11 protein-coding genes and 1 pseudogene are annotated in these 14872 nt (G+C 71.3%); 1 reads left to right on the top strand and 11 read right to left on the bottom strand.

Translation table 11 applies throughout. From position 1 onward, the window contains the following. Positions 1-10: 10 nt before the first annotated feature. The 11 genes from asnB to ACIBU0_RS31110 all read right to left on the bottom strand — a co-directional run bounded on the left by asnB (position 11) and on the right by ACIBU0_RS31110 (position 14283). On the bottom strand, positions 11-1945 hold the full coding sequence (asnB, locus tag ACIBU0_RS31160) for an asparagine synthase (glutamine-hydrolyzing) (RefSeq protein WP_398825065.1): 1935 nt from the start codon (positions 1943-1945) through the stop codon (positions 11-13). A gap of 3 nt (positions 1946-1948) precedes the next feature. Beyond that, a complete protein-coding gene (locus ACIBU0_RS31155; RefSeq protein ID WP_398825063.1) occupies positions 1949-3511 on the bottom strand; it encodes a Wzz/FepE/Etk N-terminal domain-containing protein in 1563 nt (520 codons plus the stop codon). Continuing rightward, complete coding sequence (locus tag ACIBU0_RS31150; RefSeq protein ID WP_398825061.1) at positions 3508-4875, bottom strand: Wzz/FepE/Etk N-terminal domain-containing protein; 1368 nt, start codon at positions 4873-4875, stop codon at positions 3508-3510. Before ACIBU0_RS31150 ends, ACIBU0_RS31155 begins: the two co-directional genes overlap by 4 nt. Next, positions 4872-6140 carry a glycosyltransferase family 4 protein gene (locus ACIBU0_RS31145; RefSeq protein ID WP_398825059.1) on the bottom strand — a complete coding sequence of 423 codons (1269 nt, stop codon included), beginning with the start codon at positions 6138-6140 and terminating at the stop codon, positions 4872-4874. The genes ACIBU0_RS31150 and ACIBU0_RS31145 overlap by 4 nt, the downstream gene beginning before the upstream one ends. Continuing rightward, complete coding sequence (locus tag ACIBU0_RS31140; RefSeq protein ID WP_398825057.1) at positions 6130-7455, bottom strand: nucleotide sugar dehydrogenase; 1326 nt, start codon at positions 7453-7455, stop codon at positions 6130-6132. The genes ACIBU0_RS31145 and ACIBU0_RS31140 overlap by 11 nt, the downstream gene beginning before the upstream one ends. A gap of 103 nt (positions 7456-7558) precedes the next feature. Further along, a complete protein-coding gene (locus tag ACIBU0_RS31135; RefSeq protein WP_398825055.1) occupies positions 7559-9037 on the bottom strand; it encodes a sugar transferase in 1479 nt (492 codons plus the stop codon). A gap of 760 nt (positions 9038-9797) precedes the next feature. Then, a complete protein-coding gene (locus ACIBU0_RS31130; RefSeq protein ID WP_398825053.1) occupies positions 9798-10904 on the bottom strand; it encodes a sensor histidine kinase in 1107 nt (368 codons plus the stop codon). After that, positions 10897-11592, bottom strand: coding sequence for a response regulator transcription factor (locus tag ACIBU0_RS31125; protein ID WP_398825051.1), 696 nt, complete (start codon positions 11590-11592; stop codon positions 10897-10899). The genes ACIBU0_RS31130 and ACIBU0_RS31125 overlap by 8 nt, the downstream gene beginning before the upstream one ends. Positions 11593-11702: 110 nt before the next feature. Next, positions 11703-12407 (bottom strand): VanZ family protein, encoded by a 705-nt coding sequence (locus tag ACIBU0_RS31120; RefSeq protein ID WP_398825049.1) that lies wholly within the window; start codon positions 12405-12407, stop codon positions 11703-11705. A gap of 89 nt (positions 12408-12496) precedes the next feature. Continuing rightward, positions 12497-13615: a sensor histidine kinase gene (locus tag ACIBU0_RS31115; protein ID WP_398825047.1), complete on the bottom strand. Its 1119-nt coding sequence runs from the start codon at positions 13613-13615 to the stop codon at positions 12497-12499. Further along, entirely contained in the window at positions 13612-14283 is a 672-nt protein-coding gene (locus ACIBU0_RS31110; protein ID WP_398825247.1) for a response regulator, read from the bottom strand. Before ACIBU0_RS31110 ends, ACIBU0_RS31115 begins: the two co-directional genes overlap by 4 nt. A gap of 260 nt (positions 14284-14543) precedes the next feature. On the opposite strand from ACIBU0_RS31110, the pseudogene ACIBU0_RS31105 reads away from it, so the two are divergent. Then, positions 14544-14768, top strand: a pseudogene (locus ACIBU0_RS31105) (hypothetical protein); the annotation flags it as partial. Between the last annotated feature and the right edge of the window lie 104 nt (positions 14769-14872).

The following is a 14872-nucleotide window of genomic DNA, read 5'->3' as shown; positions in this document are numbered from 1 at the left end:
CCCCTGATTCCTAAGCCGTTTGCCGAGTGCTCTGGCCGGACCCAGAGGTCGCGTCGCGATACCAGTACTCGAGGGTCAGCACATGCCACAGATGCTTCGAGAAGTCCTGCTGCCCGGTGGCGTCCTCGGCGACCATCCGCTTCAGCGCGTCGCGGCGCAGGAACCCGGAACGGACCAGCTCGCCGTCGTTGACCACCTCACGCACCAGCGGCGCCAGATCCCGGCTCATCCAGGCCCGCAGCGGGGCGCTGAACAGGCCCTTGGGCCGGTACACGATCTCCCGGGGCAGGATCGAGGTGGCCGCCTCCTTGAGGACCGCCTTGCCCTGCCGTCCGACGATCTTGCGGTCGCCGGGCACGGCGAACGCCGCCTTGACCACCTCGACGTCCACGTACGGCACCCGGACCTCGGTCGACGCGGCCATGCTGGAGCGGTCCGTGTACGTGAGGTTCAGACCCGGCAGGAACATCCGGGCGTCGGTCAGGCACATGCGGTTGACGAAGTCGTCGAGGTCGTTGTCCTGGTAGGTGTCCGCGTGCTCGGTCAGCACGTCGCCGACCGTCCCCGCCAGGTCCGGATCGACCAGGGCGAGCAGCTCGTCCCGGTCGTACATGGTGTAGCTGCGCCGGAACGCGGTCTCCTCCGGCAGATCGGCGAAGGAGAGGAACCGCTTCGCGAAGCGCACCGACCGGTACCCCCGGCGGCTCGTTGCGACCGGCAGCCGGTCCACGGCCGCGGACACCCCGCGCCGCAGGGGCCGCGGGACGCGCTGGTAGCGCAGTGCGATCAGGTTGGCCAGGTGCTTGCGGTAACCGGCGAACAACTCGTCGGCGCCCATCCCCGAGAGCATGACCTTGACCCCGGCCTCCCGGGCGGCCGAGCAGATCAGGAAGGTGTTGATCGCGGCGGGGTCGCCGATCGGCTCGTCCAGGTGGTACGTCATCTGGGGCAGCAGGTCGAGCACGTTCGGGGCGATCTCGATCTCGTGCAGATCGACACCGAACCGCTGGGCCACCTGCCGGGCGTAGCGCAGGTCGTCCGGCATCGCCTCGAACCTGGCGTCCTCGGCGCGGAAGCCGATCGTGTAGGCGGAGATGCCTGGTTGGTGGCGCGCCGCCAGCGCGGTCAGGTAGCTGGAGTCGAGGCCGCCGGACAGGAAGGTCGCCACCGGTACGTCGGAGAGCAGGTGGCGCCGGGTCGACTCCTCGACGATGGCGGCCAGGTCCGGCTGTTCGCCGGCCCGGGCCCGCTCCCGGCCCTCGGCGGCGACGTCCTTCAGGTTCCAGAACCGGCCGCGCTCCACCCGGCCGTCGGGCCGGCACCGCAGCCAGCTCCCCGGCGGCAGCTTCTCCGCCTCGCGGAACGCGCACCGCGAGTCCGGCACCCAGTAGTACAGCAGCGAGGCCACCAGCGCCGCGTCGTCCACCTCCAGCTTGCCGCCGGTGGCGGTGGCGAGTGCCTTCAGCTCGGAGGCGAAGACCAGGCCCTCCCCGCGCCGGAGCAGGAACAGCGGCTTGATGCCCAGCTGGTCGCGGGCCAGGACCAGTTCACCGGTTCGCTCGTCGAAGATCCCGAAGGCGAACATGCCGCGCAGCCGGGGCAGACAGTCGGTGCCCCAGCGCCGCCAGGCCTCGAGGAGTACCTCGGTGTCGGACGTGCCGCGGAAGCGCACGCCTGCCGCCTCCAACTCGTCCCGCAGTTCGGGCGCGTTGTAGAGCTCGCCGTTGTACGTCAGGACGAGGTGGTCCTTGACCATCGGCTGGGCGCCGGTCTCGGACAGGTCGATGATGGACAGCCGGCGGTGCCCGAGCTGCACTTCGCCGTCACCGACGGGGTGGCCGTACCGGCCTGCCCCGTCCGGACCGCGGTGGGCGAGGGTGTCGGTGAGCCGGTCGGTCACGACCTTGCCGTCCGGCCATCGGTAAGTGCCTGCGATGCCACACATGTCCTACCGTGCCTCCTGGTCGCTGTCCGGGACCCGTGCGGCCCACATCGGCTGCCGCTCCGTCCGCCGCCGGCCGTCCCCCACTGCCTGAACGGCGTGGGAGGTACCCCCACCGTTCTGCCGGGCCAGCCGCTCGCTCTGGCCCCGCAGCGCGATGTGCAGCCCGTCCCACAGCGTGCCGTCGGTCCGGTCCCGCGGATCGGGGTCGATCAGCACCACACCGATCACCGGGATGCGCTGGTCCGCGAGTTGCCGTGCCACGGTGTGCAGCCATGCGGCGCTGCCGTGCCCGGCCCGCACGACGAGCACGGTCTGCGTGCCGAGGTACTGCAGGTCGGTCCATGCCGTGCCGGGCGCGACCGAGCCGACGCCGAGCCGGAACCCCTCCTGCGGCACGGCCTCGGCACTCTCGCCGCTGACCACGGCCGGGTCTCCCGGTTTCTGACGGCGGCCCGCGAGCTGCCCGCCGGGCAGACCGTCGACGACGACCACCGGCCCTTCCGCCGCCAGGGACCTGGCGACGTTCAGGGCGATCACACTCGTGCTGCGCGCACAGCCCAGTTCCAGCAGCGACACCGGTTCCGCGGAGCCGCGCACGGCGCGGGCCAGGGTCGTGGTGAGCCGTTCGCGTGCCGCCCGGGTCCTGCGGCGCTGCCACAGCCCGGCGGGCCGGCGGGGCGTACGGGGCAGCTCCGCGATGACCGAGGCGCCGAGATGCGCCGCGATCTCCCGGCGCAGCACGGGGCGGTCCGCCACCACCGCGCCGACCGCGGCCAGCGCGAGCCCCAGGACGAGCCCGAGGACGAGCCCTATCCCGGCGTCGGTGACGGCGGCCTTGGGCAGGGAGTGCCGCACCGCGCGCGGGGCGTCCACGATCTGCGTGCCGGCGATGAGCTGGGGCGTGCCCATGCGCGCCTCCTCGGCGCGCTGGTCGAAGTCGGCGACTCGTGAGGTGAGTTCGGCCCGGCGGGCGAAGAGCGACTCCATGCTCGCCGACGCCTCCGGACCGCTCTGCGGCGGTCCGTCCCCGATCGCCTCGTTGACCTCGGCGAGTTCCTTCCGCATGCGGTCACGCTGGTCGAGCAGGGCCTGGGTTTCCGCCTTCGCGGTCTCCCGCATCCGGCGCACATGGTCCGCGACGAACGCGTCCGCCAGGGCCTTGGCCCGCGCGACCGCTTCCGCGTCGCTGTCACCCGTCACATCGATCTGCAGCAGGTTGTTGGTCACGCCGGTACCCCGGTAGTCCCGCATGAAGTCCTCCGGTTTCTCGGAGGAGTCGAGCGACTTCAGGGCCTTGTCGGCGATCCGCGTGGTCTGCAGCAGCGCGACGTCGGTGCGGATCAGCGTGCCGGTGTCGTTCGGCTGGTCCTCCTTGTGCGCGACCAGCACCTTGGTCACCGCGGCCGGCGCCGGCGGCAGCAGGACCGCCACCGCCCCGCCCGCCAGCAGCCCGAGCAGCGCCAAGGAGCACCACAGGCGGCGGCGTCTGCGCACCGCCACCACCAGCGCCTGCAGATCCAGCAGCGGAACGGAGGCCGACGACTCCGCAGTCTCGTTCGTCGTCACACTGAACCTCCCGTCGCGTGGCCGCGAACGGCGAGCGCCAAAGTGGCCTCGTCCGAAGGGCGGTCGGCAGACCGCGTCGGACGGGCCCGGACCGTGCCGGCGACGACGATGCCGACGACCTCATGTCCCGCGTCCGCACACGCCTCGGCGATGCCCGCGAGTTCCCCCGCGGTCCAGCTGCCCGCGCTGAGCACCACCAGGGCACCGGACTCGGTGTCCCGGTCCGGCACCAGCGGCCGGGACACCGAAACGTCCACCACCCGCAGCAGCGGATCGCTCCCGGCCTCGACGACGAGCTGCCCCGCGGCCCGGCGGGCTGTCTCGTCTCCGTCCGGTACGACAACCAGCAGCCGCCGTGGGGCCGGCAGCTGGTCCCGGAGACGGCCGCACACCCGCCGGTAGCGGATCCGCCGTTCGGCCTCGTCGCCGGACGTCTGCGGGTTCGGCAGGTCCCATCGCGTGTCGAGGCCCAGGAGCCGGCGGATCCGGGCCCGCGAGCCAAGTTCCTTCGGCCGGTGCGCGGCCGGTTCACCAGGTACGTCGACGGTGCCCAGCAGCGCGGAGCCCAGCGCCGCGGCGATCTCCGGTTCGGTGCGCAGCCGGCGACTCATCCGTGCGGCGGTGAGATGGCCGATGACCGCGAGCAGGAAGAACAGCAGCGCCCCGGCGACGATGAGCTGCACCCTCGTCGGCGCCGCCTCGCCGGTCGGCCGGGCCGCCGGCCCCATGACGACCATGTTGGCCTTGTTGGACGCCGGGTCGGCCTCGTCCAGCTTCTTCATGGCCTCCTGCAGCGCGGTACGCAGCTTCTCGAGCTCGGTTCGGGCCTGCACGCTCTCCACGGTCCGCCCCGGGTCGGCCGCCTCGGCCAGGTCGGTGATGCGACGGTTGGTCTGCTCCACCTTCCGCCGCAGTGCCTCGGGGCCGGCCGCCGATTCGGGGTCGGCGGTGTCGCCGGCGAGCCGCGCGGCGAAGGTGACGAACTGCTGGGCCACCTGGTCGGAGAGCCGCTGCGCACGCTCCGGGGTGTCGGCCGTACCCGAGATCTTGATGATGTTGCCGTCGGCGGCGGTGGCGCTCACTTGATCCTGCAGCTCGCGGCCGCTGACCCCGGGCCAGTCGAGTGCGGCGGCCGCGCGGTCGACCACCACCGAACTGGTCGCGATCTCCGCCTGGGTCAGCAGCTCGCGCTCCTCCCACTGCCCCGGCAGCAGGACCGATGCCGACGTCGTGTACCGCGGCGGGAACACCACTGACGCGCCGTAGCCGACCAGCGCGCCCACCAGGGCGAGGACGGCGAGAAAACGCCGCCTTCGCCGGAGAATCCGCCCGATCGTGACCAGGCGTATCGTGTCATCGCTCAACTGCGCGGCCTCTTCCCTGTGCGGACCGGGTTGCCCGCCGACACCGCGGTGCGGTCACGGCAGGCGGCGGCGTAGGCGGCGAGCAGCGATGCTTGCGAGTTCTGCCAGGAGAGCGGTCCGCTGATCCGCTCCTGGCCGATCTTGCCCATCCGGGCCCGCTTCTCCGGATCGTCCATCAGCAGCGTGATGAGCTCGGCGAATGCGGCCTCGTCGTTGGCGGGCGCGTAGACGGCGGCGTCACCGGCGGAGACGCGGGCCTCGCGCAGGTCGAACGAGACGATCGGCCGGCCCATCGCCATGTACTCCAGGACCTTGTTCATGGTCGACACGTCGTTGAGCGGATTGCGCGGGTCGGGGGAGAGGCACACGTCCGCGGTGGACAGGTAGCGCACCAGGTCGGCGTCCGGGATGCGCCCGGTGAACTGCACCTGATCGGAGAGCCCGAGCCGCCGGGACAGTTCCACCATCGCGTCGAAGGCGTCGCCGGCGCCGACGAACACCGCGTGCCAGTCGGTCCGCCCGACCTCGTCGCGCAGCTTCGCGAGGGCGCGCAAGGCGTAGTCGACGCCGTCCTGCGGGCCCATGACGCCGAGGTAGCACAGCAGATGAGGCTTGCCGCGCTTCAACTCCGGCTCCGGCGGCACCGGTTGGAACCGGTCGACCTGGGGCGCGCTGCGCACCACGAACACGTCCTCCGGCCGCTGACCACCGCGGCGTATCGCGACGTCCCGGTAGCTCTCGTTGGTGGCGAGCACGATGTCCGCGGCCCGGTAGGTCCGCCGTTCCAGCGCGCACACGGCGCGGTAGAGCAGATCCTTGCCGCGGTCGAACCGGGACAGGTACAGCTCGGGTACCAGGTCGTGCTGGTCGAAGACGAACCGCGCCCCGCGCCGCTTCAGCCACAGGGCCGGCAGGAACAGCAGGTCGGGCGGGTTGCAGGCGTGGACCACGTGGACCGGGCCGACCTTGCGGGCCAGCCGGAGCGTGTGCCACAGGGCCGTTCCGTACTCCCGCAGATAGCCGGCCGGCCCTCCGGTGGCGGCGCGCAACGGGTAGCGGTGGATCCGCACCCCGTCGATCACCGCCTCCGGTTCCGTGTCCCGTTTTTCCCCCTGGGGGCAGATGACGTGCACGTCCCAGCCCGCGTCGCGCAGCGTCGTGCACTCCTGCCACACCCGCCGGTCGAACGGCACCGACAGGTTCTCCACCAGGATCAGCGCGCGGCGGTTCGGCCCGTCGCCGCTGGTTGTTGCGTTACCAAGCAAGGCCCACGTACCCCGGTTCGGTCCGGCGCGTCTCGGCGTCGGGAAGGCGGATGAGGTCGACGATCACCGGGGCGTCGCCATGGGGCAGCGCCGACAGCACGGCCGGGTCCTTGGTCCCGACCAGGCACACCTCGGCGTGCTCCAGGACCTCGTCCACGGAGTCGGCGAGGAGCTGCGCGAGGTGCGGCAGCCGGCTCTCGATGTACTCGCGGTTCGCGCCGAGGAGTCGGGAGAGGCTCACATTGGCGTCGTAGATCTTGAGGTCGTAGCCCTTGCCGAAGAGCCGCTCCGCCAGCTCGACGAGCGGGCTTTCGCGGAGGTCGTCGGTGCCGGGTTTGAAGGACAGCCCGAACATCCCGATCCGGCGCTTGCCGGTGCGCTCGACCAGGTCCACCGCGCGTTGCAGATGGTCGGAGTTGGAGGGCAGCACATGGGAGAGGATGGGCACCGAGACATCGGCCCGCTGCGCCGCGTGGACCAGGCTGCGCAGGTCCTTGGGCAGGCAGGAGCCGCCGAAGGCGAAGCCGGGCCGCAGGTAGGCGGGGCTGATGTTCAGCTTGCGGTCGGCCAGGAACACGTCCATCACCTGGTGCGAGTCGACCCCGAGGGCCTGGCACACCGCGCCCAGTTCGTTCGCGAAGCCGATCTTGAGGCCGTGGAACGCGTTGTCCGCGTACTTGATCGCCTCGGCCGTCGGGACCGGCACCCGGAACACCTCGCCGGGCAGGCCGTCGTACAGCGCCAACACCGCGTCGCCGCTTGCCTGGTCGAGTTCGCCGATGACGGTCTTGGGCGGGTCGAAGAAGTCCCGCACGCTCGTGCCCTCGCGCAGGAACTCCGGGTTGACCGCGACCCCGACGTCCACTCCGGCCGTGCCGCCGACGTACTTCTCCAGGATCGGCACCAGCAGGTTCAGGCAGGTGCCCGGGAGCATGGTGCTGCGGAACACGACCGTGTGCCGGCCCCCCTGTTTGGCCCCCTCGGCCAGTGCCGCGCCGATCTGCTCGGTGACCCGCTCCAGGTACGTGGTGCACAGGCTGCCGTTGGGCTCCGACGGCGTGCCCACGCAGACCAGCGATATCTCGCTGTCCATGATCGCCTCGCGGACGTCGACGGTGGCGCGCAGCGCTCCCGTCCGCACGACGTCGGCGATGAGTTCGCCGATCCGCTCCTCGACCACCGGGGCCTTGCCGTCGTTGACCAGGTCGACCTTCACCTGGTTGACGTCGACGCCGATGACCTCGTGACCCATGCTGGCCAGGCACGCGGCCGACACGCAGCCCACGTAGCCGAGCCCGAAAACGCTGACTCTCATGCCGTGTTCCTCCCCCCAGACAGACCCTTGTGGCCTGCGGTCCCCCCAGGCAGGCCCTTGTGGCCTGCGTTCCGCGCGCCGGCCGGGCGCCGGACCCCGCGCATCAGTACGCCCCCTGTCCGTGAAGCACCGCACGCAGCGTCTTCCACAAGATCACTGTGTCCAGGGCGAGCGACCAGTCCTCCACGTACCGCAGGTCGAGGCGGACCGCCTCCTCCCACGGCAGATCGCTGCGTCCGCTGATCTGCCACAGCCCGGTGAGCCCGGGCTTGACCAGCAGCCGCCGCCGGATGTCCGGGTCGTACGCGGCGCACTCCTCCGGCAACGGAGGCCGCGGGCCGACGAGCGACATCGATCCGGTGAGCACGTTGAACAGTTGCGGGAGCTCGTCGAGCGAGTACCGGCGCAGCACCGTCCCCACCCGGGTCACCCGCGGGTCCCGGCGGAGCTTGAACAGCAGGCCGGCGCCCTCGTTGCGGTCGGCCAGGCCGGCACGTGCCCCATGGGCCCCGGCGACCATGGTGCGGAACTTGAGCATGGTGAACTCGCGCCCGTCCTTGCCGACCCTGCGCTGGCGGTAGAACACCCCACCCCGGCTGTCCAGGGCCACGAGCAGCCCGACGAGCACCATCAGCGGCGCGAACAGCACCAGGAGGACCGCCGCACCCACCCGGTCGACGACCCCTTTGATCGCCCGGCGGCCGCCGGTGAAGGTCGGCATGCTGACCCGCAGCAGCGGGATCCCGAGCACCGCGTCGACGTGCAGCCGCGGGCCGGCCACCTCCATCAGCACGGGCGCCACGACCATCTCGGCGTCGCTGCCCTCGAGGTTCCAGGCCAGCCGCTGCAGCCGGTCCGGTGACCAGTGCGGGTCCGGGGTGACCGCGACGACGCGGTAACCGTCGTGGCCGACGTGCTTGGCGACGTCCGTGAGCCGGCCGACGACCGGTACTCCGTCCAGTTGGTCGCCGTCGAGCCCGCGACCGTCCGGCGTGCACACCGCTTCCACCCGCCAGCCGATGTGCGGGAACTTGCGGGTTCGGTTGATCAGGTCGCGCACGGTGTCCGGGCTGCCGGCGGCGAGCACCGGTCTCAGGCACCGTCCCTCCTTGCGCTGTTTGTGCAGCCAGAGGCGCAGCAGATACCGCGTGGGCATGGTGATCAGCGCGATCGCGGGTATCGCGACGAAGATCCAGAGTTTGATGTTGCGTGAAGTGAGGGCGATCCCGCCCAGTGCCAGTACGACGGTCGCCATGAACAGTGAGCGTCCGAGCCGGCGGAATTCCTCGGCGCCCTGGCCGAGTACGGCCGGAGCCCACGAACGGCTCACCGCAAGCGATCCCAGCACCAGCAGTTCGGTGCCGAATGCGAGTATTCCCCACTTCTCGTGCCAGTTGGCCGCGTCCCGGGCCCCGAAGAATTCGCCGATGGCCGCCACCACGAAGGCGGTGGCCACGGTATCGCTGATGATCACAGCACGTCGATACCGCTGCTCCCAGTCATTCGTGGGCCGGCTGATTGCCTCGTTCGCCAGACTCCCGCCCGCCGACGGAAATGGGCTGACTAGTCCCCCTCGCCGCACAGAACCCCCCAAGGTCCCCAGTGGTTCGACGTGTTCGCCGCACACTGATTCGCCCCCCGGGAGGCCCCCGCCCCCCGGTACTGTTCCTCCCCCGCCGGAGGCCCCCGCCTCCCGCGCACGACACCCTGGCGTCCAGGGCTACTTGAACGACCCACCCAGGCGGCAGCAGACGCGCGTGTCTGCCCGGCTCTCGAGGTGGGCGGAACCCGTGGGAACCTCGGGTGCTCCCCGCACCCAAGAGCCCCTCCCGGGCGCCAAGAATCGATCACCCCCACGTCCGGCGCCGGGGACGCGGCTCCTGGCTTTCCGGAGCGCCGGACCTATAGATCATTGCTGTTCGTCCAGTGCCCGAACAGCTGAAGCACGGTCAATCTAGACCATCGGGGCCAGCTGTGTAGAGGGGATGTGTGTAATTTGTGTTCAAGCTTTGAGGCTTGATCCATCGATGGTTGAGCCTGCTACGGATGCCTTCACGCCACCGCCCGTTCCGGGCCTTCCGCGGCGCCAGTTGGGCAACCGAACAGTCGGTGCTCGAAGTGCGGGGGTGAGCCTGACCAAAATCGTTCGCTCATTCGACGCTCATCGACTCACAGAGCCTGGCTGGAAAACCCGAGAACATGGCCTGAACTGGCGGTTTACCGCTGACGAGGTCACTTGCGCATATCCGGGAGGTGTTCCGCGCTCGATACGACGTACCACGCATTTATGCAGGTGCGGTGAGGGGCCGATTCGGCGGGTTTCTCGTGTTCGAACGCGATGCCTACGGCGTGCCGGGAAGCCGGACCGTGACGAGGAGACCGCCGGCCGGGCGGGGCGCGAGGTCGAGGGTCCCGGCGTGGGCGCGAACGATGCTGTGCACGATGGCCAGACCGAGGCCGACACCGGCGTGCTCGTCGGTGCGTACCCGTTCCGTTCCGCGCTGGAAGGGCTCGGTGAGGGTCGGTACCAGTTCCGGTGGGAGCCGGCGGCCCGTGTTCTCGACTCGCAGCACGCTCGTGCCGCCGTGCGCCTCGGTGTGGACCGTCACGGTGCCGCCGGTGGGGAGGTTGTGGACGAGGGCGTTCTGGACGAGGTTCGTCACCATCCGCAGCAGGAGCTCCACCGAACCGCTGGTCCGGGCCGGCCCGCCGGTGACGTCGAGCGTGATCCTGCGCTGTTCGGCGAGGGGGAGCAGTGTTTCCGCGGCTTCTTCGGCGAGGAGGGAGAGGTCGACGCCCTCGCGGGTGAAGTTTCCGCCGTCGCCGCGGCTGAGCAGCAGGAGGGCATCGGTGAGGTCGATCGCCCGCGTAGTGACAGCGTGCAGGCGTTCGACGAGTTCGCCCCGGTCCCGCGTGGGGTCCGTGCGGGCGACGTCGAGGAGCGTCCGCGAGATCGCCAGCGGGGTGCGCAGTTCGTGGGAGGCGTTGGCGGCGAATCTCCGCTGCTCGGCGACGTGGGACTCGAGTTGTTCGAGCATCGAGTCGAACGCGTCCGACAGTTCACGGAATTCGTCCTGGCGGCCTTTCATGCGGATCCGGTGGGACAGCGATCCGTTCCCGGCCATCCGTGCCGCGTGGGCGATCCGTGTGAGTGGTGCGAGCATCCGGCCGGCGAGGATCCATCCCCCCAGCAGGCCGAACATGAGCAGGAAGGCCACTGCTCCGGCCGCGGCGGGGGCGAAGCCGCGCAGGAGTTCGGAGCGGTCGGGTCCGGTGACGACGATCGCGTCGGGGAACGCCTGCTTGATGGATACGGGGTCGTTGGTCGGTAGCCAGCGCAGCACGAACACCCAGACCACGGCCAGCAGGAGACTGCCGGCGAGGAGGAGGAACCCGGCATAGCTGAGGGTGAGCTTCAGCCGGGCGCTGAGCCCTGGGCGCCTATCCACGAGTGCCGCCGGGATGGGGGGTGCCGGGGCCGGTGTCGATCCGGTAGCCGACGCCGGGCACCGTGGCGATGATCCATGGCTCGCCGAGCCGTTTGCGCAGTGCGGAGACGGTGATGCGCACGGCGTTGGTGAGGGGGTCGGCGTTCTCGTCCCAGGCCCGCTCCAGCAGGTGTTCGGCGCTGACGACCCCGCCCTCGGCGGCGACGAGGACTTCCAGCACGGCGAACTGTTTGCGGGTGAGCGCGACGAAGCGTCCGTCGCGGAAGACCTCCCGGCGGAAGGGATCGAGCCGCAGGCCCGCGATCTCGCGGACCGGGGGCCGGGCATACGCGCGTCTGCGGTCGAGCGCCCTCAGCCGCAGGACGAGCTCCCGCAGCTCGAACGGCTTGGTGAGGTAGTCGTCGGCGCCGAGCTCGAACCCGGAAGCCTTGTCGTCGATCCGGTCGGCGGCGGTGAGCATGAGGATCGGGATGCCGCTGCCGGAGGCGACGATGCGCCGGGCGACCTCGTCGCCGGAGGGGCCGGGGATGTCGCGGTCGAGGACCGCGAGGTCGTAGGAGTTGACGCTGAGCAGCTCCAGGGCGGAGTCGCCGTCGCCGGCGATGTCGGCGGCGATCGCCTCCAGCCGCAGCCCGTCACGGACGGCTTCGGCCAGGTAGGGCTCGTCCTCCACGATCAGTACACGCATGGCTGCAGCCTAAGCAGCACGCCATATCGCCGACGTATGCAACGACGTGTGCCCGACGTCCCAAGACGGGCACCGGCCGCCGGCCGGAGTGGGCGCACCGGGCACGCGACTCAGCCTGCCGGTGCCGGCGCGGGACGAGACCGGTCCGACGGCACCTGTGCCGTGGTGCGCCACCAGCGGCGCGACGCCAGCGCGGCCAGCACGGCCCCGGTGGCGTTGACCAGGACGTCGTCCACGGAGGACACCCGGTCGAGGCGCAGGACGTACTGCGCGGTCTCGACCAGGACCGAGCAGCCCACCCCGAGCGCCAGGATCCGCGGCACGGACGCGAGCGCCGCGAACCGCATCGGGGCGAAGAAACCCAGCGCTGCGAAGACCAGCAGGTTGCCGACGATCCCGAGCGGCCCCATCGTGACCAGGTCCCGCAGCGGCACCAGGCTCACCCGGGCGGGCACGGTGCCGGCCCCGGCGCCCGGCATCATGGTCAGCCACAGGAACGGCACCGTCCCGTGGACCATGCCCACCTCGGCCAGCGACGTCCGCCACGCCGCGGTGGCGCCGACGGCACGCCGACGGTACGCCAGAGCCCACACCACCAGCATGGACACCGGCACCGCGACCAACGTCATGAGCACCACACCGTTGAACGTGTCGAAGCAGCCGTGCCACCGTCCGGCCATGCACGTCGGTGCGGACATCATCAGCGGCCGCCGCACCAAGAACACGGCGCTCGCCATGGCGAGGAGCGCCAGGCCGAGGAACACGATGCTGCGCGTGCGGCGCGGCGGTGCTGACAGGGATGCGTCGGGAGTCATGCCCTCATTGGAGAGGGAGGGCCGTTGCGGCGGCGTATGCGATTTTCGATACGCCCGCGATACGTCGATCAGCAGGAGGTCCTGGCCGGTCAGTCCGCGCTGAGCGGAATCCGCAGCCGCACCCGGTAGCCGCCCTCCGCGTTCGGCCCCGCCTCCAGGGTGCCGTGCAGGATCTCGGCCCGCTCCCGCAGGCCGACCAAGCCCTGCCGCGAACCGGGCAGCGACAGGGAGGGACGCGTGGGCGCGGTGTTGGTGACGGTCACTCCGACGTCGTCGCCGTCCTGCCACAGCTCTACGAGGGCCGTGGCGCCGGGGGCGTGCTTGCGGACGTTGGTCAACGCCTCCTGGACCGTGCGATAGACGGCCCGCTGGGCGGGCGTGCCCACGGCGGGCGGGAGCTCGCCCGTCAGCTCCGCGTGAGTGCCGCTGGACTCCACCAGTTTGCGCAGGTCGGCCAGGGTGGGCTGAGGGGTCAGCTCGGTGGCGTGGCCGCCGGAGGCGCGCAGCAGCGTCACCATGGTGCGCAGTTCGTCGAGCGTGGTGACGCTCAGCGAACGGATCGTGCGGGCGGCCTCTTTGGCGTCCGCGTCCTTGGCGGCGACCTGCAGGGCTCCGGCTCGTACGGCGATCAGACTGACCTGGTGCGACACCACGTCGTGCATCTCACGGGCCAGCTGGGCGCGCTCACGGGCGAGCACGGCCTGGGCGTGGAGGGCCCGCTCGTGTTCTCTGGCCTCCTCGATCTCGACCAGCCGCCGCGCCAAGTCCCGGTGAGCCTGGAGAAGTTGTCCGATGAGGACCGGCGCGGCGGCGGTCGCCAGGCTGTACACGAAGGTGACCAGCGTCATGGTCCGGCCGACCTCGGTGAGGCCGGCCAGGGGCCACGGAGTGCTGTTGGCAACGGCGGTCAGGGCGACGCACGCCGTGAGGAGAGGGCGGTTGCGGGAGCGCTCGGCGAGGGTGAACAGCGCCGCAGCCGGAGCGACGGCGACGGGCTGTGTCAGCGCGATGGGCAGGGTGAGCAGGAAGACGATGAGCGGGAACCTGCGCCGGAAGGCCAGCGCGGCGCAGCCGAGCGTGGCCAGCGCGATACCGAGGCGGGTGTCGTCCCACAGGTTCGCCCATACGTCCACGGCGGCTGCCGCCACCAGGGCGAGGTCGACGACCGGCGCGGGTACACGCTTCCGCAGCACGCCTGCGCGGCTCATCGTCCGGCTTCCGACCGCGGGCGCTCGTCGAGCAGCCCGGCCCGCTGCGCCAGCAGCGCGGCCTGCACCCGGCTCGTCACCCGCAGTTTTGTGAGGATCGCGCTCACGTGGTCCTTCACCGTGCCGGCACCCAGGTGGATGCGCGCCCCGATGTCGGCGTTCGACAACCCCTCCGCCACCAGGACGAGGACGTCGCGCTCTCGGGAGGTGAGCAGCCGGACGCGGGCCGCGTCCTCGTCCACGGCCGCCTCGGTGCCGGGGTGGCCGCGCAGCAGAGTCCGCGACGCCTTGGGGGAGAGGACCACGCCGCCGGCCGCCAGGGTGCGCACCAGGTGGGCGAGTTGCTCCGGCTCGGTGTCCTTGAGCAGGAAACCGGCCGCGCCGGAGTTCAACGCGGTCAGGATGTACTCGTCGGCGTCGAACGTCGTCAGCATCGCCACCACCGGAGCGTCCGGCATCGTCCGCAGCTCGCGCAGCACGGTCAGCCCGTCGACGTCCGGCATCCGGATGTCCAGCAGCACCACGTCGGGCCGCTCCCGCCGGACGGTTTCGACGGCGTCGCCGCCGCTCGCGGTCGCGACGACCTCGATGTCCTCCGAGGCACCCAGGATGAGCCCGAACCCCGAGCGGACCAGTGCCTCGTCGTCCACCACCACCACCCGCACCACCCGGTTCACGCTCGTTCCGCCTCACCTTCGTCCATGCCGTCCGGCCCCTTGCCACCTCGACCCTAAGGCCCCGGAGAGCCCCGGCGACCCGGCGAGCGGTGGCTCCAGCCACACGGCGGGGGAACAACCTCCGGTCGGCGGGGGACACCGCAGCCTCCTGCCGGATACTCCATGATCGGCCCGGTCTCCGGCCTGAGTGGCATGACGCGGCTCGCGCAGCCCTCACTGCTCCCGGCCGGGGCGGAGCGAGCGGCTTCCTGATGGAGTCGACCCACGGCCGCTCCTGCGCCCTCTTCGCCTTCCTGGCGGGCTTCGCCGTCGTGCTCGTCACCGGGCGCGGCACGCCGAGGACGGGCCGGGCCGGACGCCAGGCCGTCGCCAGGGTGACCATCCGGGCTGATCCTCGCTTCTACTGCGTGTACTTCCTGCTCGTCCTGCCGCTGCACCGGCTCAGCGCCGGACCCCTGGCGGCGACGGCGGCGGGAACGGTGTCGCACGCGGCCCGCTGGAATGGCTGATGTCGAAGGCGACCCGCATCGCCCGCCACGTCCGGTGAGCGCAGCGCCGGACCGCGCTTCCCGGCTCGGTC

The sequence above is a fragment of the Streptomyces sp. NPDC049627 genome (assembly GCF_044465645.1).
Lineage (GTDB): Bacteria > Actinomycetota > Actinomycetes > Streptomycetales > Streptomycetaceae > Streptomyces.
The sequence above is the reverse complement of the archived record's forward strand: the minus strand, read 5'-3'. Positions and strand labels throughout refer to the sequence as shown.